Raw genomic sequence first — 26,054 nt, 5'->3', positions numbered from 1 at the left:
TCCCGTCATGGAGTCGATTCGATTTACTGCGGCGAGGGGGCTTGCCTGTGGCGAGGGGGCTTGCCCCCGTTGGGGCGCAAAGCGGCCCTGCTTTTTTTCATTCCACAACACCGAGTCGTCGGATTGACGACTGCTTCGCAGCCGAACGGGGGCAAGCCCCCTCGCCACAGTGGATTGCATTGCCAAAACAGGGTTGCACTTCACCAAGGTCTGCATCTTAAAGGTTCAGCGATTCATCGGCGCAACAAACCGGCTCTTTGCCACGCTGTAGACGTCAGGCTCATCGCTGTCGATCACCTTGAAACTGATGCTTTGCGAACTGCTGGCCGGACGCTCGGTGAGCATCGCCACCGACACCGGCACGTCGACAATTTCGCCCGGTGCCAGGCTCAACTCGGTCTTGCCTTGCAACTCGAAATCATCGGCATCGACCAGGTGCAATTGGTAGTCCTGGCGCTGCTGGGTCTTGTTGATCACTTTCAGACTGTAGATGTTTTCGATCTGCCCCTGGCTGTTCTCGCGGAACAGGCCACGGTCCTTGCTGACATCGAGCGACACCATCGGCCGCTCCACCAGCGCCACCACCAGGGCGGCGATCATTACCAGCAGCACGGCGGTGTAGCCGATCAGGCGCGGGCGCAGCAGGTGTGTCTTGCCACCCTGCAACTGATGCTCGGAGGTATAGCTGATCAATCCCCGGGCGTAGCCCATTTTGTCCATGATCGAATCACAGGCGTCGATGCACGCCGCGCAACCGATGCACTCCATCTGCAAGCCATCGCGAATGTCGATGCCGGTCGGGCAGACCTGTACGCAGAGCTGGCAATCGATGCAATCGCCCAAACCCACGTCGGCGGGCTTGACCTCGCGTTTGCGCGGGCCACGGTTTTCACCACGGGCCACGTCGTAGGAAATGGTCAGGGTGTCCTTGTCGAACATCACGCTCTGGAAGCGCGCGTAGGGACACATGTGCATGCACACTGCTTCACGCAGCCAGCCGGCATTGATATAGGTGGCGCCGGTAAAAAACAGCACCCAGAACAGACTGACGCCGCTCATTTGCAGGCTCAGCAGTTCTTCGGCCAGTGGCCGGATCGGTGTGAAGTAGCCGACAAAGGTCAGGCCGGTCAGCAGGCTGATGGCCAGCCACAAGGTGTGCTTGGCCGAACGCCGCATCAGTTTGTTCAGGCCCCACGGCGCGGCCTGCAACTTGATTCGCTGGTTGCGTTCGCCTTCGGTGATCTTCTCGCACCACATGAAGATCCAGGTCCAGGAGCTTTGTGGGCAGGTGTAACCACACCAGACCCGTCCCGCGAACACCGTGATCGCAAACAGGCCGAAGGCGGCAATGATCAGCAGCGCCGAGAGCAGGATGAAATCCTGCGGCCAGAAAGTCGCGCCGAAGATATGGAACTTGCTTTCGGAAAGGTCCCAGAGCACCGCCTGGCGGCCGCCCCAGTTCAACCACACGGTGCCGAAGAACAGCAAAAACAGAAAGCCCGCGCCACTGATGCGCAGGGTGCGGAACAGCCCGGTGAAGCTGCGGGTGTGGATCAGGTTGTCGCTGGTTTTGGCCTTCATCTTTGGACGTGAAGGCTCGAATGTTTCTACGGTTCGGACGGGGATTCTCTCGCTCATGGTCTTTCGCTCATCAGCCTCCATCAGGCATGAGCACTATGAGCGGCGATCTGTTTACATAACAGACTCAGGTATCGCATTAAAAAGCGGATCAGATAGCCCGGGGCGCACGGCCTGCGACAACTTGAAGCACCCGCCACGCAGGGGCGCAAACGCCAGGTAGAAACAGCGGCGGAGGAAGTTGATCAATGCCAGTCAAATCACCGAACCACTGTCGGTGGCTTTCAAGTGTCGGCGTCCATCCACTGCGCCGGCGACGGTCAAGGCGTTGGCCTCGGCTTCGGTGATGTAGATGCGGTGGCCTTCGATGTCCACTGCCGACATGGCTTTGCGGCCATCGGTGACGATGGTCACGTCGGGACACAGACGAATGTATTCGCCATTTTCGGTGGTGAAAAAGCCGGTCTGGTTCTCGATGCGTACAGTCATGGCGGAATCCTTTTTTTAGCGGAGTCTAAAGATTCAGGCCGCAACCACCGGACATCGTTCTGTGCAACCGATTAATGGTCGCTGCGGTCCACCGTCCATGGCCCCCCTCAAGGACAACCCCATGAACGCCTGGTGGCACGAAGTCTGGGTGACCCTGCAAGCCGAGTTCGCCGACATCACCGATGCCTCGCAACTGACGCGGATGACCGTGCGCCTGTTGATGGCCGCCGTGCTAGGTGGGATTCTCGGGTTCGAACGCGAACACCAGGGCAAGGCTGCTGGCGTGCGCACCCATATGCTGGTGGCGATGGGGGCCGCGCTGTTCGTGCTGGTGCCACAGATGTCCGGCTCACAGGCCGACGCCATGAGCCGGGTGGTGCAGGGCGTGATCGCCGGGATCGGTTTCCTGGGGGCCGGCACCATCCTGAAAAACCAGGAGGGCGACGAAGGCCACGTCAAGGGCCTGACCACCGCCGCCGGCCTGTGGATGACCGCCGCCATTGGCGTTGCAGCCGGGCTGGGCCGGGAGGCGACGGCGGTGCTCAGCACACTGTTGGCGCTCGGGGTGTTCAGTGTGATGCCGAGCATCGTGAGGCTGATTGACAAGGATCGCGGGCCCTAGGAGGTATTCACCCGGTCTGCGGAGGTCGCTTCACAATCTGATTCCTGCTCGTCGCACTTTGATTCCGAGAGTTCATGCTGGCTGTAGTCCATTTCACAGTGCAGCAGATGATTCTCCAGATCCTTGATGATTGAGCTTCTGGTTGAAAGCTCAGAGCGATTGCGTTCGGCATCGAAGCAAAGAAATTCGTAGTTGAATATTTTCAAGGGAAGGCCAGCCGTCGGTTGATCGTTCACGGTTGAGCGCGTGGTGCTGTGCGCTCGCTATGTCTGTGAATTCGCTGACGCTGGAAAAAAAAGTTTTCATGGCTGGCCACGCTCAAGACTGATGGAGTGGTGGCTATATAAGGCGCAGGGTGCAAGTTCCGTAAAGTGTCGAACGGGCAGAACTGGTGTTTTCGGATCGGTACTACGCGTTCTTGGGAAGTGTCATTCATTTTTCATGATCGTCCCTGGCTTTGAGGCAGGAACGATCAACTGTCTTCATTCAGGATTCACAATCACCGGCGGCATCGTCGCGGGTGGTTCTTCCCTTGGCGGCGGGGTCGTGCCGGGCGGGTCCTGTTCGGGCACCGGTTGAGGATCCGTCGGCGGGATCACCGGGTCATCGATGTTCGGATCGGGGGTTTCAGCCGGGAATGGATTGTTCATTGTTCAAGCCTCCGGTGGCACATGGCGTGAGTCGTGCTTAAGTAGGTGGACTGCGGCGCGAAGGATTTGATTCCGCAAATTGTCGCTGAACTTTTCCCGACGACTGTCGCTCGGAACCTAAAGTGAGTCCATTCCGGGGCGGATGGCCCGACGGGATGGCGACCAGACACCAGCGCGTCCATGGGGCGTAAGGAGAGAGGCTCGATGACGGCTGAAAAACCGACTGAGTTGAGCTACAACCCGCACATGCCGCTGTCGCAGGCGTTGTTGCTGCCGCGTATCGTCATTGAAAACATCATGCCGACCCTTGAAGGCGGGCAGTTCGCGGTCAAGTCCGTGGTGGGTCAGGATGTGGTGGTGACGGCCAAGGTGTTCGCCGACGGGCATGACAAGCTGGCGGTTCGCGTACGCTGGCGGGCCGATGACGAGGACGTTTGGCACAGCGCGGTCATGAACGATCTGGGCAACAACGGCTGGCAAGGGCAGTTCCGTGTCCACAGCCAGGGCCGGTATCTGTTCTGTATCGAAGCGTGGATCGATCAGTTCGCCAGTTTTCGCTATGAGCTGGAAAAGAAACATGCGGCGGCGGTTCCCGTCAGCCTGGAGCTGCAGGAAGGGCGGATTCATGTGCAGCAAGCCGCCGAACGTAGCGAAGGGCAACTCAGCGAGCAACTGGCGGCCTTGCACCATGAACTGTCAGGACTGCTTGAAACCGAGCAGGTCGCACTGTTTTTGCACCCGCGTAGCGCCGACCTCATGGCCCGCGTCGATCATCGCGCCTATCTGAGCCTGAGCCCGGAGTACCCGGTGGATGTGGAGCGCGAGTTGGCGCAGTTTGCCAGTTGGTATGAACTGTTTCCGCGTTCGATCACCGACAGTCCGCAACGCCACGGTACTTTCAACGACGTGCATTCGCGGCTGGCGATGATTCAGGACATGGGTTTCGACGTGCTGTATTTCCCGCCGATCCACCCGATCGGGCGCAGCTATCGCAAAGGCCCGAACAACTCGCTGACGGCGGGCCCCGATGATCCGGGCAGTCCCTATGCAATCGGCAGCGAAGAGGGCGGGCACGAGGCGATTCACCAGCAGTTGGGCACCCGCGAAGACTTCCGCCGACTGGTGGCCGCCGCCGCGGCCCACGGTCTGGAAATCGCCCTGGATTTTGCCATCCAGTGCTCCCAGGACCATCCGTGGCTCAAGCAACACCCCGGCTGGTTCAACTGGCGACCGGACGGCACGATCAAATACGCGGAGAACCCGCCGAAGAAGTACCAGGACATCGTCAACGTCGACTTCTATGCCCCCGAGGCGATTCCCAGCCTGTGGGTGGAACTGCGTGACATCGTGGTCGGCTGGGTCGAGGAGGGCGTGAAGATCTTTCGCGTTGATAACCCGCACACCAAGCCGTTGCCGTTCTGGCAATGGCTGATCGCCGATGTACGGGCGTTGTACCCTGAGGTGATCTTCCTCGCCGAAGCCTTCACCACCCCGGCGATGATGGCGCGCCTGGGCAAGGTCGGTTATTCCCAGAGCTACACCTATTTCACCTGGCGCAACACCAAGGCCGAACTGGCGACCTATTTCACTGAACTCAACGAATCGCCGTGGCGTGAATGCTACCGGCCGAATTTCTTCGTCAATACGCCGGACATCAATCCAGCATTCCTGCATGAATCCGGGCGTCCCGGGTTTCTCATCCGCGCCGTGCTGGCGACCATGGGCTCGGGCTTGTGGGGCATGTACTCGGGTTTCGAGTTGTGCGAGTCGGCGCCGGTGCCGGGCAAGGAGGAATACCTCGATTCCGAGAAGTACGAGATCCGCCCGCGGGACTTCAATGCGCCGGGCAACATCATCGCCGAGATCGCCCAGCTCAACCGCATCCGCCGGCAGAACCCGGCGCTGCACACGCATCTGGGGCTGAAGGTCTACAACGCCTGGAACGACAACATCCTGTACTTCGGCAAGCGCAGCTATGACGGCAGCAATTTCATTCTGGTGGCGGTCAGCCTCGATCCGCACAACGTGCAGGAGGCGAACTTCGAGTTGCCGTTGTGGGAAATGGGTTTGCCGGACGACGCCAGCACCCAGGGCGAAGACTTGATGAACGGTCATCGCTGGACCTGGCACGGCAAGCAGCAATTCATGCGGATCGACCCGGCGTATCAGCCGTTCGGGATTTGGCGCATTACTGCCTCATAAATACATCACAGACACCCGTGGCGAGAGGGCAATGTAGACCTGTAGGAGCCGGCTTGCTGGCGATGGCTGCGCATCAATTTACATGGATGGCGCCTGACACACCGCTATCGCCAGCAAGCCGGCTCCTACAGGCGAAAGGTGCCCATCCAAAGTTTCCCGGCTCTGTGGTGGTTACTTTGAATTGAACAGGAGTTTCACATGGCGAAGAAACCCAAGGCAGCCACGTTCATCAAGGACCCGCTCTGGTACAAGGACGCGGTGATCTATCAAGTTCACGTCAAATCGTATTTTGACTCCAACAACGACGGGATCGGCGATTTCCCCGGCCTCATCGCCAAACTCGATTACATCGCCGACCTGGGCGTCAACACCATCTGGTTGTTGCCGTTCTATCCCTCGCCACGGCGCGACGACGGTTATGACATCGCCGAGTACCGTGGCGTGCACAGTGACTACGGCACCATGGCCGATGCCAAGCGGTTCATTGCCGAGGCACACAAACGCGGCCTGCGGGTGATCACCGAGCTGGTCATCAACCACACGTCCGACCAGCACCCGTGGTTCCAGCGCGCCCGCAAGGCCAAAAAAGGTTCAGCCGCCCGGGACTTCTACGTGTGGTCCGATGACGATCAGAAGTACGACGGCACCCGCATCATTTTCCTCGACACCGAGAAGTCCAACTGGACCTGGGACCCGGTCGCCGGGCAATACTTCTGGCACCGTTTCTACTCTCACCAGCCGGACCTGAATTTCGATAATCCGCAAGTGATGAAAGCGGTGCTGTCGGTGATGCGTTACTGGCTCGACATGGGCATTGACGGCTTGCGCCTGGACGCCATTCCCTACCTGATCGAGCGCGATGGCACCAACAACGAGAACCTGCCGGAAACCCATGACGTCCTGAAACAGATCCGCGCCGAAATCGACGCCAACTACCCCGACCGCATGCTGCTGGCCGAAGCCAATCAGTGGCCGGAAGACACCCAGTTGTACTTCGGCGACACCGACAAGAAAGGCCTGAACGGCGACGAATGCCACATGGCTTTTCACTTCCCGTTGATGCCGCGCATGTACATGGCGCTGGCCCAGGAAGATCGCTTCCCGATCACCGACATTCTGCGCCAGACCCCGGACATTCCCGCCAATTGCCAATGGGCAATCTTCCTGCGCAACCACGATGAGTTGACCCTGGAGATGGTCACCGACAAGGAACGCGACTACCTGTGGAATTACTACGCCGCTGACCGCCGGGCGCGGATCAACCTGGGGATTCGCCGTCGCCTGGCGCCGCTGGTGGAGCGCGACCGCCGCCGGGTCGAGTTGCTCAACAGTCTGTTGCTGTCGATGCCCGGCACGCCGACCCTGTATTACGGCGACGAAATCGGCATGGGCGACAACATCTACCTCGGCGACCGCGACGGCGTGCGCACGCCGATGCAATGGTCCATCGACCGCAACGGTGGTTTCTCCCGAGCCGACCCGGCCAGCCTGGTGCTGCCGCCGATCATGGACCCGCAATACGGCTACCTGTCGGTCAACGTCGAAACCCAGGCCGGCGACCCGCATTCGCTGTTGAACTGGACTCGGCGCATGCTCGCCGTGCGCAAGCAATCCAAGGCCTTTGGGCGCGGTACGTTGAAGATGCTGTCGCCCAGCAACCGGCGGATTCTGGCCTACACCCGCGAATACACCGGGGTGGACGGCAAGCACGAAGTCATTCTGTGCGTGGCCAACGTGTCGCGCAGCGCCCAGGCCGCCGAGCTGGATTTGTCGGCCTATGTCGGCATGGTGCCGGTGGAAATGCTCGGGGGTAATGCGTTCCCCCCCATCGGCCAGTTGAATTTCCTCCTGACACTGGCGCCTTATGGCTTCTACTGGTTCGGCCTCGCCGCGGAAAACCAGATGCCGAGCTGGCATGTGGAGCCCGCGCAAAGCCTGCCGGACTTCACCACGCTGGTGCTGAAAAAGCGCATGGAGGAACTGCTCGAGGCACCATCACGCACCACGCTGGAGCAAAGCATCCTGCCGAACTGGTTGCAAAACCGCCGCTGGTTCGCCGGCAAGGACGCCGCCATCGAACAGGTCGATCTGGCCTATGGCGTGCGCTTCGGCGATCCGCAGCATCCGGTACTGTTCAGTGAGATCAACGTCACCAGCGGTGGCCAGATCAGCCGCTACCAGTTGCCGTTCGGTTTTATCCCGGAAGATCAGGTGGGTACTCCGTTGCCCCAGCAATTGGCGTTGTCGCGGGTACGGCGCGGACGCCAGGTCGGCCTGATCACCGATGCCTTCAGCCTGGAAACCTTTGTGCATGCCGTACTGCAGGGCATCCAGGCCGGCACCGTATTGGCCTCCAGCGAGGGCGACATCCGCTTCGAGTCCACCGCCGAGCTGGAAAAGCTCGGCCTCAATGCCGAGTCGCCGGTGCGTTACCTGTCGGCCGAGCAGTCCAACAGCTCGGTGGTGATCGGCAACAGCCTGGTGTTGAAACTGATTCGCAAAGTCGCCTGCGGCGTGCATCCTGAGCTTGAGATGAGTGCCTACCTGACCGAAGCCGGGTTCAGCAATATTTCGCCATTGCTCGGTGCGGTGGTGCGCCGGGATGCGGCCGGCGAAGATAACCTGCTGATGATCGCCCAGGGCTATTTGAGCAATCAGGGCGACGCCTGGGAATGGACGCAGAACAACCTCGAACGGGCGCTGCGCGATGAACTGGCCGACGCCATGTCCGAGCAGGAACAACACTACAACGCGCTCGGCGAACTGAAAGATTTCGCCGCTATGCTGGGGCGGCGCCTGGGGGAAATGCATCAGCTACTGGCGGCACCGAGTGCCAATCCGGACTTCCTGCCGCAGGTCACCACGCAGAAAGAAGCCCAGGCCACGGCCAAGGATGTGGCGGCACAAATCGAGCATGCGCTGGACTTGCTCAAGCAGCGTAAAAATCAACTGAACCCGGCGGACCAGATACTGGTCGGCCATTTACTGGACAACAAAAAAGCCATCCTCGGCCATGTACAAGCGTTGGGTAAACAGACCGCGGGCGGCTTGCGCATACGTGTACATGGCGATTTACACCTGGGACAGGTGCTGGTGATCAAGGGCGATGCCTATCTGATCGATTTTGAAGGAGAACCGGCGCGACCATTGCATGAACGACGGGGCAAGCACAGCCCGTACAAGGATGTCAGCGGTGTGCTGCGCTCCTTCGACTATGCGGCGGCGATGGCGATCAATGCGCAGGGCGTCGAGAACACCCCAGCGGCCGATGCCGCGCGCTTGCGGGTCACCGAGCGCTACTTGAGCGAGGCGCGGCAAGCATTTGTCGACGCTTATCGGCTGGCGGCAGCTAGTCTTGCCCATGCATGGCAAGATCCCGAAGGCGAGGATGCGGCGCTTGCGTTGTTCGGTCTGGAGAAGGCGGCGTATGAAGTGGCCTATGAGGCGGAAAATCGCCCCACCTGGTTGCCCGTGCCGTTGCACGGTTTATATGGATTATTGAGTGGGCTTAAACCCTTTTCCGGTCTTGGTGGAGAGTAGTCATGAGTGTCTCGAACAAGGAACAGGGTCATCACAAAGAAGCGCTGCTGCCCAAAGCGCGGGATATCGATGCGTTGGTGCGCGCCGAGCATATCGATCCTTTTGCAGTTCTCGGCCCCCACGCCGATGGCGTCGGCGGGCAGTTCATTCGCGCTTATCTGCCGGGCGCCCTGAGTGTTGAAGTACTGGCCAGGGACTCGGGCGAAGCGCTTGGGAATCTTCAAGCCACGGAGACGCCGGGATTGTTTGTCGGGCATTTCCAGCGTGCACAGGCGTATCTGCTGCGCACCCGTTGGGCCGGCGGCGAGCAGACGGCAGAAGACCCTTACAGCTTCGGCCCCTTGTTGGGCGAAATGGATTTGTACCTGTTTGCCGAAGGTAATCACCGCGACCTCAGCGCGTGCCTGGGTGCGCAACTGAAAACCGTGGACGGCGTCGACGGCGTGCGTTTCGCCGTATGGGCACCCAATGCCCGGCGGGTCTCGGTAGTCGGTGATTTCAACGTCTGGGACGGGCGCCGGCATCCGATGCGCCTGCGTCATCCCACCGGCGTCTGGGAACTGTTCATCCCGCGCCTGCAAGCCGGTGATACCTACAAATACGAAATTCTCGGCGCCCACGGCATTCTGCCGTTGAAGGCCGATCCCATGGCGCTGGCCACCAGCCTGCCACCGGACACGGCGTCGAAAGTCGCTTCACCGTTGAAAGTCGACTGGCAGGACCAGGACTGGATGATGTCCCGGGGCGATCGCCACCGGGTGACGGCGCCCTTGTCGATCTACGAGTTGCACGCCGGCTCGTGGCAATGTGAGCTGGACGATCTGGGCGAAGTGGCCCGCCAGTACACCTGGCCCGAACTGACCGAGCGGTTGATTCCCTATGTGAAAGAGCTGGGCTTCACCCACATCGAACTGATGCCGATCATGGAACACCCGTTCGGCGGATCGTGGGGCTATCAGCTGCTGTCGCAATTCGCGCCGAGTGCGCGCTATGGCACGCCCGACCAGTTCGCCGCGTTCATCAACGCCTGCCACCAGGCCGAGCTCGGGGTGATCCTCGATTGGGTGCCGGCGCATTTTCCCACCGATACCCACGGCCTGGCCCAGTTCGACGGCACGGCCCTGTACGAGTACGGCAACCCGCAGGAGGGCTTCCACCAGGACTGGGACACGCTGATCTATAACCTCGGCCGCACCGAAGTGCACGGCTACATGCTGGCGTCGGCGCTGCACTGGCTCAAGCATTTCCATGTCGACGGCCTGCGCGTCGATGCGGTGGCCTCGATGCTGTACCGCGACTACTCGCGCAAAGCCGGCGAGTGGGTGCCGAACCGCCATGGCGGCCGAGAGAACCTGGAAGCCATCGATTTCCTGCGTCACCTCAACGATGTGGTGGCCCTGGAAGCACCCGGAGCGCTGGTGATCGCCGAAGAATCCACCGCCTGGCCGGGCGTCAGCCAGGGCACGCAACAGGGCGGCCTGGGCTTTGCCTACAAATGGAACATGGGCTGGATGCACGATTCGCTGCACTACATCCAGCAAGACCCGGTGTACCGCGCCCATCACCACAACGAACTGAGTTTCGGCCTGGTGTATGCCTGGTCCGAGCGCTTCATCCTGCCGATCTCCCACGACGAAGTGGTGCACGGCAAACACTCGCTGATCGACAAGATGCCCGGCGACCGCTGGCAGAAATTCGCCAACCTGCGGGCCTACCTGAGTTTCATGTGGGCGCATCCGGGCAAGAAACTGCTGTTCATGGGTTGCGAGTTCGGCCAATGGCGCGAGTGGAATCACGATCAGCAACTGGACTGGTACCTGTTGCAGTACTCCGAGCACAAGGGCGTGCAGAAACTGGTCGGCGACCTCAATCGCCTGTACCGCGAAGAGCCGGCGCTGCATGAGCAGGATGACGTGCCCCAGGGCTTCCAATGGCTGATTGGCGATGACGCGATCAACAGCGTTTATGCGTGGTTGCGCTGGAGCAAGGACGGTAAACCGGTGCTGGTGGTGGCCAACTTTACGCCGGTGCCGCGTGAGGCTTATCGCGTTGGGGTGCCGTTTGCGGGGCAGTGGAGTGAGGTGCTTAACAGTGATTCGTCGATTTATGCCGGTTCCAATTACGGCAACAGTGGCGGGGCAGCGGCCGAGGAAACGCCGAGTCATGGGCAGGCGTTGTCGCTGGTGCTGAATTTGCCGCCGTTGGCGGTGTTGATGTTAAGGCCGGAGATATAAAGTATTTGCAGGTGCCTCCCTGAGTTTGCTTTTGTATGATTTATAGGGAGGCACCTCGCTGAGTTTTGGGGTATTGATCGGATCGTGGTGAACTCAATCATTGAGTCAGCAATTGATGTCGTCCTACACAAATATGTGCTGAGGTGCAGCGACTATTCTTGTGCTTAGTGAGGCGATCATTTCACTCCATGAGTCGGCATTGCCTGTTGAAATAAACTCTCTGAAGTCCCTGTCGTTGGCGTATTTTTTCAGTGCCGATTGCATATCGGGTTCGTTGGATGCCTCGATGAAGTCCTCTTCGTACGTGCTTTTTACAGTTAGTGTATATCTGCCCTCCAGCCAATCGAAAGCCATGATCTGGGCGTTGTATGTCGCGGAGATCGAGTCATCATTGATGTAATAAAAATCGGCAGTGTTCAATTCATCTAAAACATGCGTGTACTCATGAATTAGTGTGGTGGAGAAGAATTCTCTTGGGTCATTTAGTGAGGTGGTATTGATGTAGATATTTTTTAGTGTTGAATGACTATAAACAAAGGCGTAAGGTGGCAAACTGTTTCCAGTTTCAGGTTTAGTAATTTCTACAGCAACTATTCGTTGGGAGTTATGACCGTACTGCCTGCTGAGTGCGTAGAGGGATTTGAGTTTCTCTAGTAAAAGTTCCGGTGGTGCGGCTTTTCCCATGTAATCACTGATAATTCCAGAGTAGGTGCCATCATCTTCGTTGTTTACAATACTTTCCACAGCCTTGATTGCGTTGGCTATAGTAGTTCTTGAGTCATCTAAGCCGTTTTTTATTTTTTCGGCGAGCTCTGGGTTGTATTTCGTTATGGCTGTCATGCCTCGAGCTCTTATCGGCAGCTTACGCTCGAGCTGGCGCCGTTCAGCTCGATCTTCTTTGGTAATAAGCCCATCATCATCCAAAAATGTAATCGGGTTATTTTTCGTCATTCGATACAGATTCTCTCCATCCACATACCCCGCCGGATCCGGATTAATCCACCGCTGCAACCACGGCGCGTAATACCTGAACCCATAATAATAAAGCCCTGTCGCATCCCGCTCCTTGCCTGAATAACGCACGGTCTTGTACTTGGCTTCAGTGGCCGAGCGGGCCGCGAAACACGCTGTACCGCCAAACGGGTAGTACCATTCCTGGCTGATCAGGTCGGCGGTTTGGTCCAATTCCAGGGCGCTGGATTTCAAGTGGTCATTGAGGCTGTAGCGCACTAGATCGTTGCCAATGTCTTCGGGTGGATTGGTGGCCCAATGCAGCACTTGCACGCTGTTGCTGCCTGCACTGGCATTGATCACGTGGAGGATTTCCCCCGTACCACCGTGCCTACGGATTTCCACACCGTGCAGGTAGCGCACTTCGCTGATCAACGTTCGGGCGTTGGCCTGGTTTGCACGGAGCTTGCGAACCCGCTGGCCGCCGCCGTCATAGAGGTAACGTTCGTAATCGTCATTGCCGTCTTCGCGAATCACCGGGCGCACGGTGGACAGTTGATTACGCAAATCCCAACCCATCGACTGGCCGGCTTGCAACTCACACAGGTTGCCATTGGCATCGAAACCGGTGGCCAGTTCGGCTTCAGTCGGTGGGCGGCCATTGCGCTCGGGCAGGCAACGGTTGCTGTATCGGGCGCGGGTCAAGGTGCGGCCATGGGTCTGAGCGCCGACATGTTTCAGGTCCAGCAGATTGCCGCCAGCGTCGTAGTGGAAGGTCTGGGTGTACTGGGCGATCTGGTTAGGGTCGAGGGGCAGGGGTTGCAGGTTGGGCAGGGCGGGGCCGCCGTGGCCGGTTTTGGCTTCCCATCCGGTGGCTTCGATCAATTGATTGAGGGTGTCGTAGCAATAGGTCTTGATCGGTTCGATGCGCTGGTTGTTGAAGTAGCGGATCGGTTGGGCGGTGTCCTGAAGGGTTCGTACGTTGCCGGCGGCGTCGTAACGGTACTTCAGATTTTGCAGCGGCGAGCCGTTGGCTTTGTGGGCACTCAAGACGATGAGGCGGCCATCCGCAGGGTCGTAGTGGTGGCGGGTGATCACGCCGTTGCCGGCGGTTTCCGACTCGATCTGGCTGAAGGCGTTGTACTGCAGATCGCTGACCAGCGTTCGTTCTGTCTGGCCGGGGCCGGCCAAGGTCAGTCGCGTGTCTTTCAGTTCGGCGGCGTTGGTGTAGGTAAAACGCTGATGATTGCCCAGTGCATCGATTTGCCGGAGCAATTCGCCGCTGGCGGCATAGTGCAGCGCGGTGGTGGCGCCGTCGGTGGGCTCAAGCAAGGCATCGCGCGAGGGCACGCTATCGGGCCAGTTGACCGGATCGGTTCCCAGCAAAAAATGCCGGGTCTGTTGCAGTAGCGCCCCAGCAATGCCGAGTTCGCGCAGGTGCAGGGTTCCGGCCGGATCGTCATGGCGAATCAACTGACCGCACAGATTGTGCGAGGCGGCGTCGGCATCGACTCCCGCATAGGTAAAACGCTCAAGCACACACTTGGCGAAATCTTCACCGTCCTCATGCACGGCCACCGGTCGCAGCAGTTCATCGAACTCAGTCAGGGAGTGACTGCCTCGGCCATCCCAGGCCTCGACGCGTTGCCCGGCCGCACCGTGCAACGCTACTCGCCAACCCGCATCCACGCTGTCACTCGACAACGCTACAGCTGACAAACTGAACACCTGGCTGAGATTGGCCGGCACCGACAAATCGTCCTGCGCCAAGGCAAACAGATACGGATCACGGCTAGCCACGGGGCGGCCAGCGGCATCGAAGCGTTGATGCGTCACCCGCATTTCAACAGGATCGGCAGTCTTCCGCCGATGGTACTGAATGGCCCTGACCGCCAGCCCGCGCGGGTCTGCAACCGCAAGGGCCGGTGTGCCACGATGTAGATGTTCCAAGTCCCTGGTCATCATCAAAAATCCAGCCTTACTCCGAGTGTCGCCGTGCGTCCGTTCAGTGCATTGCTGTCAAGTTGGGTCTCGTAGCCAGCCTCGCCATACAGGCTCAAAGCGTTCGAAACCTGCAGGGTCATACCCATGCTCAGGTCCATGGTCGTGGACTTCTGCTGGGTGTCGATCGCCGTGAAGTTGTTGAAGGTCACCCGGTCGGTGCCGGACAAGGTATGCCAGACATTGCTGCGCACGTAGGGCAGCGCGGGCATGCCGGCCAGCTGATAGGTGCCGCGCAGTCGGGCACCGAGTCGAGCGGTTACGCTGTTGTCGGCATCGAAGTCGACATCGGAGATCCCGTCGTTCTGTCCGTCCAAGGCGCTGTGCTGGTTGATCAGTTGCACTTGCGGCTCAAGAACCCAGGACTGGAAAACCTGCAGTGGATAGCCGGCCTCGACGGACAACGTCATCGCGTGGCCGCGGGTGTTGAGCTTGACTGCGCGAATGGACTCGCTGTTGATGTCCAGTTCCGTCCACATCAGCACGCTGTCGATGTACCAGCCGTAGGGGTCAATGAGTGTCCAGTACAGGCCCACGCTATTGCCGCGCAGCGTACTCTTGCCGGCGTCACGGTGCTCGAATCCGCGATTGAAGCCGTCAATGTCGCCTTGCGCTCGGCTGTGACCGACAAAAAATCCGATCTTTTGCGTTTGTTCATCAGCGGTGGTCCAGCCGTACAGGTCGCTGCCGACCTGATAACCCGTCGTCGAACCGTCCAGACGCGGATTAACCGTGCCAGCAAAGGTCTGGCGGCTGTTACTGGCATAAAACCGACCCCAGCCGGCCGCCATTGTGCCTGTCTGATGTTGTTGGTTCTGATCGCCCTGGCGTTCATGGAAGGTGCCAAGGGCGGCCAGGGTCATCTGCTTGACGGCAGGCAAGAGTGCGGAATACACCGGGACTTCCGGGCGATAGATTGGAATTGGCGGTTTGCCGGGTTCGGTTTCCGGCAAGTCCGGTAAGGTCGGCAGAATTGTGCCGCCCGGATCGAGGATGACGCCTGGCAGCGGCACCGGAGGGTGTTCCGGTTCGGGCAAGGGCACGTGAGGGTCTTCCGGGTTGGGCAAGGGCACGTGAGGGTCTTCCGGGTTGGGCAAGGGCACGTGAGGGTCTTCCGGGTTGGGCAACGGCACGTGAGGATCTTCCGGGTTGGGCAAGGGCACGTGAGGGTCCTCCGGGCCGGGCAGTGGAGGCGCCACGACGGCGGAACGCAAGTACCAGTTCTGGGCTGTGCCCGGGGTGACGCCACCCTTGAACAGATAGTACTCATAGGCTCCGGCGGAAATGGGTCCGGGGGAAGTGAACGCCCGGTCACTGCCCGTGGCGCCATTGAGCGCCTGCACCACCAGGATGCCGTTTTGTCGTGTCAGATCGCCAGCACCGGCGAGGTTGACGATGTTGATATTGGTGGAACCTTGCAGCGTACCTCGCTCCACCACCAGTTTGTCGCTGGCTGCATTGTCGCTGGCCAAAACACTGTGCAGGCGCAGTTGCCCATTGTCGCCAAAGTAATTGCCCTGGACCGTGAGTCGGTTGGTCGCTGTGGCGTTACCGCTGGTCATGTCGATCAGGCCCTTGTTGTTCAACGTCGCTAACTGTCCGGCGCTGAACGGTGTGATGCTGCCCTGGTCGACCAACAACACACTACCGCCGCCAACGTTGAACGTACCGGTGGCGGAAACGCTGTCGCCGAGGACGAAATTTCCATTCAGGTTGAAGCGCGAGTCGTTATCCAGATTCACGGTTTCCCAATGGGGGTAGCGTCCCGGGCTGGCGGATTGGCTGTTATCGAACGTCAGGCTGTCGTTGCCCGGCCCGCCATCGATGCCCGGTGTGGACGACAGGCTGGTTTCGTTGAGATTGTGCAGCAACGCTTGATCGTCGCCACCGCCCATCAGGATGGCCGAGTGAATCAGCCCGCCGGTATCCCAGGTGAAAGTGTCATTGCCGCGACCACCACGAACCTGGCCATTGATCTCGCCTGCGCTGACCGTGATCACGTTACCGCCGCCACTGACGATAATATTTCCGCCAACCGTACCGCCCTTGATGGTGACGGCGTTGTTGTCGGTTCCGGCGTCCAGGTCGCCGACGATCCGGCCACCAAGCAATTCGAATGAGTTAAGGTCCAGATTCATCGCGACCCGGCCAATGCTACCCCCGCTCATGAGGGCCTGTTCACTGTCTTCAACGCTACCGGTAATGGTGCCGGTGCTCATCGTGAAGACGTCATGGCCTGCGCCTTGGGACAGGGAGGTGATGGTGCCACCGCTGATGGTGAAACTGTCGTTACCAGCGCCCTGGGTGAAGGTGGTGGCTGAACCGCCGCTGACCTGCACGATGTTGGTGCCATCACCTTGGCGGATCGGACCGCTGATGGCCCCGTTGAAGAGCTGCAGGATGTTTGCACCGTCACCCATGTCCACGGCGCCAATGACGCTGCCTGAACTCAAATGCACAAGATCATTGCCAGCGCCAAAGGTGACATTGCCATTGAGGGTGCCGGTACCGCCTTGCGGAAATGTCAGGCTGTTATTGCCGCCCGTGTCCGAGAGCCCCGAGCCGGTGCCGCTGCTGCAGGTAAAGCTGTCATCGCCTGCAGTGGGCACCAGTGTGCAGTCGGCGTGAGAATTGAGCGGCCAGCCCGCCATGATCATTAACGACAGGGTGCCTGTGCCCAGGTACTTGAGAGACGAAAGTGCCTTACTCATGATCCATCCTCGCTCGATGGGATGTGCCTTGCCCGCTCCTGCGGGTCAGACCATGGCAATGTCGAAAGCGATACGGATCAGGGACTGCTGGTTTCCTGCATCGGAAAACATCGGGCTATGCAACCAGTTGGCATGGTTTTATCGACTGCACATCACAATGCACAGTGCTGTTTCCACGGTATCAACAGGTCAGTCGACGCGCTACTGTCAGAAATAACAGGTATTGAGGGAAAATAACGGTTCCAGGTACGGCGCTTGCGACGGAACGCCTACTGAGGAAACACCAAGCCTTCAGCAGACGTCCACCCCGTAACTGCATCTTTTGAGACTCGCTCCTCACCAGCGCATCCGCACACCCAGGCTGCCGATCAGCCCGTTCAGGTCGTTGTCGTCCACGTCGCTGCTGTAGTCGGCGCTGATGTACAGGCTCACGGTCGGGCTAACCCTGGTGACCAGGCCAAGGCCCAGTTCAACGGTCGAGGAGTTGCGGCTGCTGCTGATCTTGTCGACCTGATCGAGGGTCACGGTGTTGCCTGTGTACACGGTGTGCCACAAGTTGGTCCGCACGTAAGGTTCGACCGGCATCCCGTTGATGTCGTAACTGCCTTTCAAGCGCGCACCGACCCGGCCACTCCACGAGGTCAGGTCAGTAGAGGAGGCGTTGCCCGACCCGGCATACGGGGTGTCCAGGGTGATGCGCTGATTGATCAATTGCGCCTGGGGTTCAATCACCCAGTTTTCGCCCAGGCCGATAGGGAAGCCACCTTCCACCGACAGCGTCATGGCGCTGCCCTCGGTGGCTCTTCGGGTCCCTTGTTCGTTGCGGCTGAAGCCGCTGACTCGACCACCGCTGGCAGTCAGGTCGACGTGCCAGCCTTGCGGACCGGTCAGGCTCCAATAGGCGCCGAGGCTTTGCCCCTGGAGGTTGAGCGTGTCGCGGTTGGGGTCGGACATTGCCGGGGTGACCTGCGCGCCGTTGCTGTTGAACTGGATCTGGCTCGTGCCACCGACCAGGCCAACCCTCTGCGTATGGCCGCTGGCGCTTTGCAGGGTGAGGATCGCCGGACCCTTGAGTTCGTTAGTGCCGGGAACGGCCAGGCCCTGGGAAAGGTCATCGGATTGTGCCTGGCGAGACGGCTGGCCGTAGAGTTGCTCCCAGGCCGTGGGCGCGGCGTCTTCGATGGTCAGGCTGGAGCTGCGCAGATCGGGATGAGTGCTGAATTGACCGGGCCAGGTTGCTGCAAGGCTAGACAGACCGGGTGTCGGGATGTCCTGCCGATACCATGGCGTTGTTTCCTGCTCGGCAGTGGCGGCTTGCACTTGCATGGAGGAACACAGCAGGAGTGAAGTAGACACAGTGCAAAAAGTGATTCTGATCTCGTGTGATGTGAGTGAAATTTTCATGGAGGTCTACCTTGCAGTCGCATGAGGTATCTCGCTCTGGCGTCTCTCCTACCCCGAATGAGGGGCGACCGAATGGATTAGGGGGGCAGCACGGGCAGCCCGTTTTTACGGGAGCCCGAGGCTGGTCCTGGTGGTAATTCCGGGGGTAGTAACGTGAAGTCAAGAAGACGGAAACAGTCGAGTCAAGAAGATGGCCGATCAGTGGTAATGGTTCAAATGACTGATTTTTGGCGTGTACTCCAAGTACTTGTTTGTTCGAAGGATCACCAAAAAAACCTCGGGATTGAGGGGTTTGAACCCCTCACCACTGCACCCGAACCCCAACGTTACCGAATGTTCCCCGTTGTTGAGTGCTGTCGATATTGCTGGTGTAGTCGACGCCGGCATACACACTGACGGATGACGCGACGCTCAGTACCATGCCGATACCGAGGTCGGCGGACGAGGTCCGTTGTTGGGTTTCGATCTGATCGACATGGTCAAAGGTGACCGTGTCGGTGCCGGTGAAAGTGTGCCAGATATTGGCCCGCAGATACGGTTCCAGCGGCCGGCCACTGACCTCATAGCGCCCTTTGAGGCGTGCCCCGACGCGGCCGGTCCAGGCGCTGTCGGAATCGAACGAGACATGGGAGATGCCGTCATCCTGACTGTCGAGCTTGACCTTCTGATAAATCGCCTGGACCTGGGGTTCAACCACCCAGCTGCCGGCCAGCGCAAGCGGATACCCGACTTCTGCCGATAACGTCGTGACGTGACCCTCATTGTCGAACTTCAGGCCGCTTTCGGAGTGATTGTCACCGTTGAGCCAGGTGTACATGGCCACGGTGTCGAGATAGGCCCCGGCGGGGTCGGTGAGGGTCCAGCACGCGCCGAGGCTGTCACCTTGCAATTCCACTTTGCCGGAGCGTTTGCCTTCGAAACCCTGGTTGAAACCGTCGACATCGCCTTGCAGGCGACTGTGGCCGATAAAGAAACCGCTGCGTTGGGTTTGCCCGCTGGCCAGTTGCGAACCGAACAGATCAGTGCCGACCTGAAAGCCATTGAGCGAACCATCCAGTTTTGGCGAAACGGTGCCGGACCAGGTCTGCTCGAGGTTCTTGCCGTAGACCCGGCCCCAACCGGCGCTCAAGGTACCGGTTTGCGTCAGCAGGCGCTGATCACCCTGACGGTCATGAAAGGTGCCCAACGCCGTCAGGCTCAATTGTGCTGCGGCTGGCGGCACCACCGACCAGGTGGGCACCGCCTCGCGATACAGGGGGATGGGCGCTGCTCCGGGTACGGCGGCCGGTAACACCGGGGCTTCGACTGTCGCCACTCCATCAACCCCGACAGCCGTAACAACCGGCGCGGCCACCGGTACTGCGACCACCGGCACCAGCGTCGGCGGCAAGGCGGGATCGGGATTGGCGACGGCAACCACTGGCGGCGCTATCACCGAGGAGCGCAAGTACCAGCTGTTTTCGCTACCGGGCGTGATACCGCCTTTGAACAGGCGGTAATCGAAGGCGCCCACCGACACCGGGGTCTTGAGGACAAACGCAGTGTTGTCGCTGAGTGCCGTGCCTTGGGCCTGCACCAGTTGAATACCGTTTTGCCGGGTCAGGGCGCCCACGCCGCCCAAGTTATTGACGGTGATCAGGGTGCTGCCGGTCAGCGTCCCGTTGTTGACCACCAGCTTGTCGCTGGGAGAGTTGTCGTCGCCCACGGCGCTTTGCAAGAGCAATTGACCGCCATTACCCACGTAATTGCCTGCAACCGTCAGGGTGTCATTGGTGCGCGAGTTGGCACGGGTGAGATCGATAACCCCGCTGTTGTTCAAGGTAACGAGCCGACCTGCGGTCAATGGCGTGATGCTGTCCTGCACCGATGTCAGCGTACTGCTGCCATCGACGTTGAACACGCCCGTGCCGCTGGTGCTGTCTCCCAATTGAAAGTTGCCATCCAGATCGAAGCGCGAACCGTTGACCAGGTTGACGGTTTCCCAGTTGATATAGCGGGCGGCGCCTGACGAGGTGGTGTGATCAAGGGTCAACAGGTCATCGCCGACACCGCCGTTGATGCTCGGGGTGAGGGCGAGAGTGCTTTCGCTCAGGTTGCGCAGGGTCGCGCGATCACTGTCCGCCGCCAGCAGGATTTGCGAGCGAATGATCCCGCCCCCGTCCCATACCAGACTGTCGTCGCCGTTGCCGGCGCGGATCTCGCCGACAATTTCCCCGCCCGTGACGGTGATGCTGTCGTTGCCATTGCTGACACTGATGTTGCCGCCGATACGCCCGCCGGAAACGATGATGGTATCGGTGCCCAAACCGGTCACCAAGTTGCCAAGGATCTGCCCGCCCGACATGTCGAAGAGATTGTTGTCGAGTTTCATGTCGACCCGGCCGATGGTGCCGGCGGTCATCCTGGCGACGTCGCCGTCCTCGAAGGCACCGACGATGGTGCCGCCGGTCATCAGGAAGGTATCGCGACCATCCCCTTGGGCCAGGGACTGAATAGTCCCGCCAGACATGACGAAGTTATCGATGCCATTCCCCTGGCTGACCGCCCCGGTGACTTGCCCGGCGCTGATCATGAAGCTGTCCGCGCCGTCGCCCTGATTCACTTCGCCGGCCACGGTGCCGGAGGCCATGTTCACCGTGTCGGTGCCGGCACCGAAGGTCACGTTGCCGTTGATCCTGCCGGTGCCATTGGCGGGGAAGGTCAGGGAGTTATTGCCCGACAAATCGGTCAACGGTCCGCTGGTGGCGCTGTCGCAGACGAAGTTGTCGTTGCCGGCGGTGGGGGTGAGTGAGCAGGCGGCGTGGGCTGCTTGAGACCAGTTCGCACATAACCAGATTGAGAACAGGTACGCGCCGAAACGGTATTTGGGCAGATCTGTCGAAAACTCCATGCTTGCCTCCGCGATGGGATCAACTTCCGTTCCCTTGGCCTTCATCAATGGCCAGGAACCGGACGTGCTTGGCAGCGCGAGTTGCAAGACAACATCGGGAGAAACAATGACCCGCAAGTACCTTCGGCAACCAAGGCGCTACGTGTGTGGCGCAAGCCCCTGCGGATTTCCGTCAGGGCGTCACCAACGTAGCAGGCACCGATCCAGCGTGGCTACTGTCAGAAGTAACAGGTGGGGGATGATTTTTCGCCACTTTGCACTGAAAGGCCGTGATTCAAAGATGCACTTCCACCGCCAGCGGCAAATGGTCTGAAAGGTGCGTCCACGGCTTGCTCCCGAGTATTTTCGGCTCGTGGCTGCTGGCGTTGCGCAGGTAGATGCGGTCCAGGCGCAACAAGGGAAACCTGGCGGGGTAGGTTTTGGCCGGGCGGCCATGGTGGCGTTCGAAGGCTTCGTGCAAGTAATCGCGGCGGGCCAGGGCGGCATTGCCTTGCATCTGCCAGTCGTTGAAGTCGCCGGCGATGATCACCGGCGCCTGGTCGGGCAGGGACTCAAGGAGCTGACAGAGCAGCTGCAGCTGCAGCTGACGATGGCTTTCCAGCAGGCTGAGGTGCACGCAGATGGCATGCACTTCGCTATGCCCCGGCACGTCCAGCACGCAGTGCAGCAGGCCGCGGCGTTCCGGGCCGGTGATGGAGACGTCGAGATTGCGGTATTCGCGGATCGGGTATTTCGACAGCAGGGCGTTGCCGTGATGGCCGTCGGGATAGACGGCATTGCGCCCATAGGCGAAGTCGCTCCACATGCTGTCGGCGAGAAATTCATACTGCGAGGTTTGTGGCCAATCGTTGTAGCGGGAAGAGTGACGGTCGTGCTCGCCGACGACTTCTTGCAGGAACACCAGGTCTGCCGACGTACTGCGCACCGCTTCACGCAGCTCGGGGAGGATGAAGCGCCGGTTGAGCGCGGTAAATCCCTTGTGGGTATTGACCGTCAGCACGCGAAGCCGATGAATGGCCGCAGGCGTGTTCAATGGCATTGATTCGGCTTCCTGCCGTTTTGAATGACTGGCCACATGCACTCCTCTGATTCAGGGCTGCTTATGTATGCGACTGAGGTGACGGCGTGCAGTTCAGTCTGAAGGATGGCGATTTCAAACCAGGACGATTTCATAAGGCAAACGGATACGCTCCAGCAGCGTTCGCGGCAGCAACGGCGCAAGGCCGATGGCCGGTTCGCCGTCGAGCTGGCTGGCATAGGCATGGATGGCGTGGCTCTTGCGGGCGACTGTCCAGGTATCGAGGCGCACCTTGCGCGCGCGATGCCAGGGAATCAGCTCGCGGTCCCGGGCCGGCCAGTGCCAGGCCCGGAACGGTACGTCGTGGTAGGTTGCCCCGGCGATGGCCGCCGCCCTGGCGCTGGCCCGGCCGACGGTGTCGTGGTCGACGTTGCCGTCCTCGCACCAGGTGCTGAACACCACATCGCCGGGGCGCAGGTAGCGCGTGATGAACTGGACGATCTGTTCTTCGTGTTCCACCAGGGCGTTATCGGTAAACCCGCCACGAATCCACTTCAGGCTGTGCATTGGCAGCCCGAGACGGCGTATGGCTTCAACGCTTTCCTGGGGGCGAAAAACACTGAGGCGTTTTTCCGACCACTGCCGGGAGCCCGGATGGCTGGCGCTGCCGTCGGTGATCGAGATCAATTGCAGTGGGTGGCCGAGGTTGCTGAGCAATTGCAGCAGGCCGCCGCAGGCCACGACTTCATCGCCGGGGTGTGGGGCAATGAACACCGCGCGTGCGCCGCTGGGCACCAGGGATTGGGTGCTGATGACCGCAATGCTGTCCAGTTGCGGGGCACTGTTCCAGATCTGTGATGGCAGGCTGGCTTCGCTGACGGAAACGGATTTCATGGGTATTACGTCCTTGTTCTGCTTCGCCTTCAGTCGTGCGCGGGTCTGGCCCGGCCGACCCGTGAGGGCTGGTGGATAGCGTGGTGCGACAAGCCCAACCCTGGATGGCCGCGAATCGAGTATTGCTCATGTAATGCTATTCGTCGCGTCGCCAACTCAAGCAAAATGACTTTTCCGCCCTGCGGCAGTGGCGCGGTGAATTCCTCGACCTCGTCGTTACTCTTCTTCCTCATGCTGCAACTCGAACAGCAGCAGCGAGCGGCCGGTGACCGAGTACTCGTGGCCGAACTCGAAGCGCTCCTGGCCACGGATCGACGGCTGGTTGGTGTCGATCATGCACGTCCAGAAACCACCGTCAGGCACCTCCGGCAGGCGGAAGTTGACGATGTCGTGATGGGCGTTGAACACCAGCATCAACGTCGCGTCGGCGCCTTTGCGGCGGATGCCGGTTTCCTGGGCGCGGCCATCGAGCAGCATGCCCAGGCAGCGATTGTGCGCATCGTGCCATTGCTTGGTGGTCATTTCCGATCCGTCTGGCGCCAGCCAGGTCACGTCCTTGACGCCAATGTCTTCGTTGTAATTACCCACCAGGAAACGCCCGCGACGCAGGATCGGGTAGGTCAGGCGCAACTTGATCAGGCGTTTGACGAACTTGAGCAGGGCCTTGCCGTCTTCGCTAAGGTCCCAGTTGACCCAGCCGATCTCGCTGTCCTGGCAGTAGGCATTGTTGTTGCCGTCCTGGGTCCGGGCGAACTCGTCGCCGGCCACCAGCATTGGCGTGCCTTGGGCCAGCAGCAGGGTGGCGAAGAAATTGCGCATCTGCCGATGGCGCAGGGCGTTGATCTCGGGGTCGTCGGTGGGGCCTTCGACGCCGTGGTTCCACGACAGGTTGTTGTTGCTGCCGTCCTGATTGTCTTCGTCGTTGGCTTCGTTGTGCTTGTCGTTGTAAGACACCAGGTCATTGAGGGTGAAGCCATCATGGGCGGTGACGAAATTGACTGATGAATAGGGCCGCCGGCCACGTTGATTGAACATTTCCCCCGAAGCGGTCAGGCGGCTGGCAAAGTCCGCCAGTTGCCCGTCATCACCTTTCCAGAACGAGCGTACGGTGTCGCGGAATTTGTCGTTCCACTCGACCCACCCCGGCGGGAAGCGGCCGACCTGGTAACCGCCGGGGCCGCAGTCCCAGGGTTCGGCAATCAGTTTGACCTGGCGCAGCACCGGGTCCTGGCGGCAGGCGACGAGGAAACTGTGGCGCTCGTCGAAGCCGTCGTGGTAACGCCCGAGAATGGTCGCCAGGTCGAAGCGGAAACCGTCCACGTGCATTTCCGAGGCCCAGTAGCGCAGGGAGTCGGTGACCATTTGCAGTACGCAGGGGTGGCTCAGGTCGAGGGTGTTGCCGGTGCCGGAATCGTTGATATAGAAGCGCTTGTCCTCGGGCATCAGACGGTAGTAGGACGCGTTGTCGATGCCGCGCATCGACAGGGTCGGGCCTTGTTCGTTGCCCTCGGCGGTGTGGTTGTAGACCACGTCGAGGATCACTTCCAGATTGGCTTCGTGCAGGTGCGCGACCATTTCCTTGAACTCGGCAATCTTGCCGCTGGCCAGGTAACGCGGGTCGGGGGCGAAAAAGGCAATGCTGTTGTAGCCCCAGTAATTGGTCATGCCCTTGTGCAGCAAATGCTGGTCGTTGACGAACGCGTGGATCGGCAGCAACTCCACGGTCGACACGCCGAGCTTGCGGATGTGTTCCACCACGTCATCGACCATCAAGCCGGCAAAGGTGCCGCGCACGTTTTCGGGAACCGAGGGGTGACGCATGCTGAAACCGCGGACATGGGTTTCATAAATGATCGTCTTGTCCCACGGCACGCTGACTCGATGATCGTGGCCCCAGGTGTGCGCCGGGTCGATGACCTTGCACTTGGGCACGAAGGGCGCGCTGTCGCGTTCATCGAAGCTGAGGTCGGCGTCGGGGTGGCCGATGGTGTAGCCGAACAGCGCTTCGGACCATTTCAGCTTGCCCACCAGTTGTTTGGCGTAGGGGTCGATCAGCAGTTTGTTGGGGTTGAAGCGATGGCCATTGGCGGGGTCGTACGGGCCGTACACGCGATAGCCATAGATCTGCCCCGGATGGGCGTCGGGCAGGTAGCCGTGGTAGATCTCGTCGGTGTATTCGGGCAGTTCGATGCGTTCGAGTTCCACCTCGCCGGCGTCGTCGAACAGGCACAGTTCAACCCGGGTGGCGTGGGCGGAAAACAGGGCGAAGTTGACTCCCAGTCCATCCCAGGTGGCGCCCAGTGGGAAGGGCAGGCCTTCGCGGATTCGCGTGGCTTCAGCGCGTGGGGCTGGCGCGGCGGCTTTCTTTGGGCTGGTCATGAATGCTCCTGGGTACAAATACTCGCGGATCAGCACTGCAACCTGTGGGAGCGGGCTTGCTCGCGAATGCGGTCTGACATTCAACATTTGTGTTGTCTGAAACGCCGCTTTCGCGAGCAAGCCCGCTCCCACAGGTATGTCTTGGACCTAATCAGATCGCGGGCGGTTTTCGCGGCGCCCGGGGTTTTTTCTCCGCGGCCTTTTCTCCTGGCGGGAGCACTTTCGACGCTGCCGCCGGTTTGGCCTTGGTCTTCGACGCGGCGGTCTTGCCGTTGAGCGTCTTGTCGGGGCCAGGTTTTGCGTCGGCGGTTTTCTTCGGCGCTGCCTTGCTGGCGGCGACCTTCGGGGACTTTTTCGGGGCCAGGGCTTCGGCTTCTGCCAGCTTGCGCGCCATCTCCCAGTGGCGGGCTTCCTGACCTTCGGGTTTTCCTTCGGACTCCCAGATCTGATAGGCGAATTCGCGGATGCGTTTATCGTCGGTACTCATTGCA

The 26,054-nt window shown here is 60.1% G+C and carries 16 protein-coding genes; 4 read left to right on the top strand and 12 right to left on the bottom strand.

Annotation, left to right across the window (positions count from 1 at the left end):
- Nucleotides 1–225 precede the first annotated feature (225 nt).
- Both ccoG and KGA88_RS29935 read right to left on the bottom strand, forming a co-directional pair.
- Complete coding sequence (gene ccoG / locus KGA88_RS29940) at nucleotides 226–1,638, bottom strand: cytochrome c oxidase accessory protein CcoG (RefSeq protein ID WP_223596289.1); 1,413 nt, start codon at nucleotides 1,636–1,638, stop codon at nucleotides 226–228.
- A 195-nt stretch (nucleotides 1,639–1,833) separates the two neighbouring features.
- Nucleotides 1,834–2,067: a DUF3203 family protein gene (locus KGA88_RS29935; protein WP_223596287.1), complete on the bottom strand. Its 234-nt coding sequence runs from the start codon at nucleotides 2,065–2,067 to the stop codon at nucleotides 1,834–1,836.
- Between the two features lie 121 nt (nucleotides 2,068–2,188).
- Between KGA88_RS29935 and KGA88_RS29930 the strand changes: the two genes are divergently transcribed.
- Complete coding sequence (locus KGA88_RS29930; RefSeq protein WP_223596285.1) at nucleotides 2,189–2,689, top strand: MgtC/SapB family protein; 501 nt, start codon at nucleotides 2,189–2,191, stop codon at nucleotides 2,687–2,689.
- Here the strand turns inward: KGA88_RS29930 and KGA88_RS29925 are convergent.
- Both KGA88_RS29925 and KGA88_RS29920 read right to left on the bottom strand, forming a co-directional pair.
- Nucleotides 2,686–2,925 (bottom strand): hypothetical protein, encoded by a 240-nt coding sequence (locus KGA88_RS29925; protein ID WP_223596283.1) that lies wholly within the window; start codon nucleotides 2,923–2,925, stop codon nucleotides 2,686–2,688. The genes KGA88_RS29930 and KGA88_RS29925 overlap by 4 nt on opposite strands.
- 246 nt (nucleotides 2,926–3,171) lie before the next feature.
- Nucleotides 3,172–3,339 (bottom strand): hypothetical protein, encoded by a 168-nt coding sequence (locus tag KGA88_RS29920; protein ID WP_181432150.1) that lies wholly within the window; start codon nucleotides 3,337–3,339, stop codon nucleotides 3,172–3,174.
- 204 nt (nucleotides 3,340–3,543) lie between these two features.
- On the opposite strand from KGA88_RS29920, the gene KGA88_RS29915 reads away from it, so the two are divergent.
- The 3 genes from KGA88_RS29915 to glgB all read left to right on the top strand — a co-directional run bounded on the left by KGA88_RS29915 (nucleotide 3,544) and on the right by glgB (nucleotide 11,315).
- Entirely contained in the window at nucleotides 3,544–5,541 is a 1,998-nt protein-coding gene (locus tag KGA88_RS29915) for an alpha-1,4-glucan--maltose-1-phosphate maltosyltransferase (protein ID WP_223596281.1), read from the top strand.
- A 198-nt stretch (nucleotides 5,542–5,739) separates the two neighbouring features.
- The gene (gene treS / locus KGA88_RS29910; RefSeq protein ID WP_223596279.1) at nucleotides 5,740–9,081 is read left to right on the top strand and encodes a maltose alpha-D-glucosyltransferase; all 3,342 of its coding nucleotides are present in this window, start codon (nucleotides 5,740–5,742) and stop codon (nucleotides 9,079–9,081) included.
- A gap of 2 nt (nucleotides 9,082–9,083) precedes the next feature.
- Entirely contained in the window at nucleotides 9,084–11,315 is a 2,232-nt protein-coding gene (glgB, locus tag KGA88_RS29905) for a 1,4-alpha-glucan branching protein GlgB (RefSeq protein ID WP_223596268.1), read from the top strand.
- 123 nt (nucleotides 11,316–11,438) lie between these two features.
- On the opposite strand, the gene KGA88_RS29900 is transcribed toward glgB, so the two are convergent.
- The 8 genes from KGA88_RS29900 to KGA88_RS29865 all read right to left on the bottom strand — a co-directional run bounded on the left by KGA88_RS29900 (nucleotide 11,439) and on the right by KGA88_RS29865 (nucleotide 26,050).
- On the bottom strand, nucleotides 11,439–14,231 hold the full coding sequence (locus KGA88_RS29900; protein ID WP_223596266.1) for an RHS repeat-associated core domain-containing protein: 2,793 nt from the start codon (nucleotides 14,229–14,231) through the stop codon (nucleotides 11,439–11,441).
- Nucleotides 14,231–16,978 (bottom strand): autotransporter outer membrane beta-barrel domain-containing protein, encoded by a 2,748-nt coding sequence (locus tag KGA88_RS29895; protein WP_223596264.1) that lies wholly within the window; start codon nucleotides 16,976–16,978, stop codon nucleotides 14,231–14,233. The genes KGA88_RS29900 and KGA88_RS29895 overlap by 1 nt, the downstream gene beginning before the upstream one ends.
- A 336-nt stretch (nucleotides 16,979–17,314) precedes the next feature.
- Nucleotides 17,315–18,382, bottom strand: a complete 1,068-nt coding sequence (locus tag KGA88_RS29890) for an autotransporter outer membrane beta-barrel domain-containing protein (protein ID WP_110660922.1) — start codon at nucleotides 18,380–18,382, stop codon at nucleotides 17,315–17,317.
- Between the two features lie 301 nt (nucleotides 18,383–18,683).
- Nucleotides 18,684–21,272 carry an autotransporter outer membrane beta-barrel domain-containing protein gene (locus KGA88_RS29885; RefSeq protein ID WP_223596255.1) on the bottom strand — a complete coding sequence of 863 codons (2,589 nt, stop codon included), beginning with the start codon at nucleotides 21,270–21,272 and terminating at the stop codon, nucleotides 18,684–18,686.
- Nucleotides 21,273–21,546: 274 nt separating this feature from the next.
- Complete coding sequence (locus KGA88_RS29880) at nucleotides 21,547–22,311, bottom strand: endonuclease/exonuclease/phosphatase family protein (RefSeq protein ID WP_263296301.1); 765 nt, start codon at nucleotides 22,309–22,311, stop codon at nucleotides 21,547–21,549.
- A 114-nt stretch (nucleotides 22,312–22,425) separates the two neighbouring features.
- On the bottom strand, nucleotides 22,426–23,184 hold the full coding sequence (locus tag KGA88_RS29875) for a PIG-L deacetylase family protein (protein ID WP_110660920.1): 759 nt from the start codon (nucleotides 23,182–23,184) through the stop codon (nucleotides 22,426–22,428).
- A gap of 216 nt (nucleotides 23,185–23,400) precedes the next feature.
- The gene (gene glgX, locus KGA88_RS29870) at nucleotides 23,401–25,563 is read right to left on the bottom strand and encodes a glycogen debranching protein GlgX (RefSeq protein WP_110660919.1); all 2,163 of its coding nucleotides are present in this window, start codon (nucleotides 25,561–25,563) and stop codon (nucleotides 23,401–23,403) included.
- Between the two features lie 151 nt (nucleotides 25,564–25,714).
- Nucleotides 25,715–26,050, bottom strand: coding sequence for a DUF2934 domain-containing protein (locus KGA88_RS29865; RefSeq protein ID WP_110659920.1), 336 nt, complete (start codon nucleotides 26,048–26,050; stop codon nucleotides 25,715–25,717).
- Nucleotides 26,051–26,054: the final 4 nt, after the last annotated feature.

The sequence above is a fragment of the Pseudomonas sp. A-R-19 genome (genome assembly GCF_019956575.1).
GTDB lineage: Bacteria > Pseudomonadota > Gammaproteobacteria > Pseudomonadales > Pseudomonadaceae > Aquipseudomonas.
Note: the sequence above shows the minus strand (reverse complement) of the source record. Positions and strands in the feature narration are given on the sequence as shown.